This is a genomic window from Rhizobacter sp. P1_G5 (genome assembly GCF_056405435.1).
Genome location: NZ_JBFUCB010001219.1, coordinates 1 through 525, shown reverse-complemented (window position 1 = coordinate 525; position 525 = coordinate 1). Strand labels below are relative to the sequence as shown.

1 protein-coding gene is annotated in these 525 nt (G+C 65.1%); it reads left to right on the top strand.

The genetic code is table 11. The features are described 5' to 3' along the window. Positions 1-49: 49 nt before the first annotated feature. On the top strand, positions 50-525 hold a 476-nt coding region (locus tag AC1D12_RS35060), incomplete at its 3' end, for a hypothetical protein (RefSeq protein ID WP_477845639.1).

The window sequence follows — 525 nt, the reverse complement described above, 5'->3', positions numbered from 1 at the left end:
GGCCACGGCGGCTGTGCAGGCGCCTGCACAAACCCTGGCGGAGGTCTGAATGGGCGGTCGCACCACCATCAGCAGCAGCGAAACCCGCATCGAAGCCCTGAAGCTACAGAGCAGCGCACAAGGCGTCACGATCCCCGTCGTCTACGGCGTGAACCAGATCAGCGGCAACCTGATCTGGTACGGCGATTTCAAAGCCGTCCCCCACACGACGAGCCAATCCGCAGGCAAAGGCGGCGGCGGGGTCACGTCGGAGAGCACGACCTACACCTACAGCGCGTCCGTGATGATGGGCCTATGCCACGGGCAGATGAACGGCGTGCCCCGCATCTGGCGCGGCAAGAAGCTCTACAACGGCGGGATCCGCGGCGACCAGTTCGCCTCGGTGCACAAGGTCTACGCGGTGCCGGCGGCCGGCCCGATGTCGACCACGCTGGATGCCGCGTTCGCATCGATCCAGGCGGTGTACGTCCCGCTCTTCTTCCTGAAATCGCAGCTCGCCAACGGCGTGGACTATTCCATCGACAC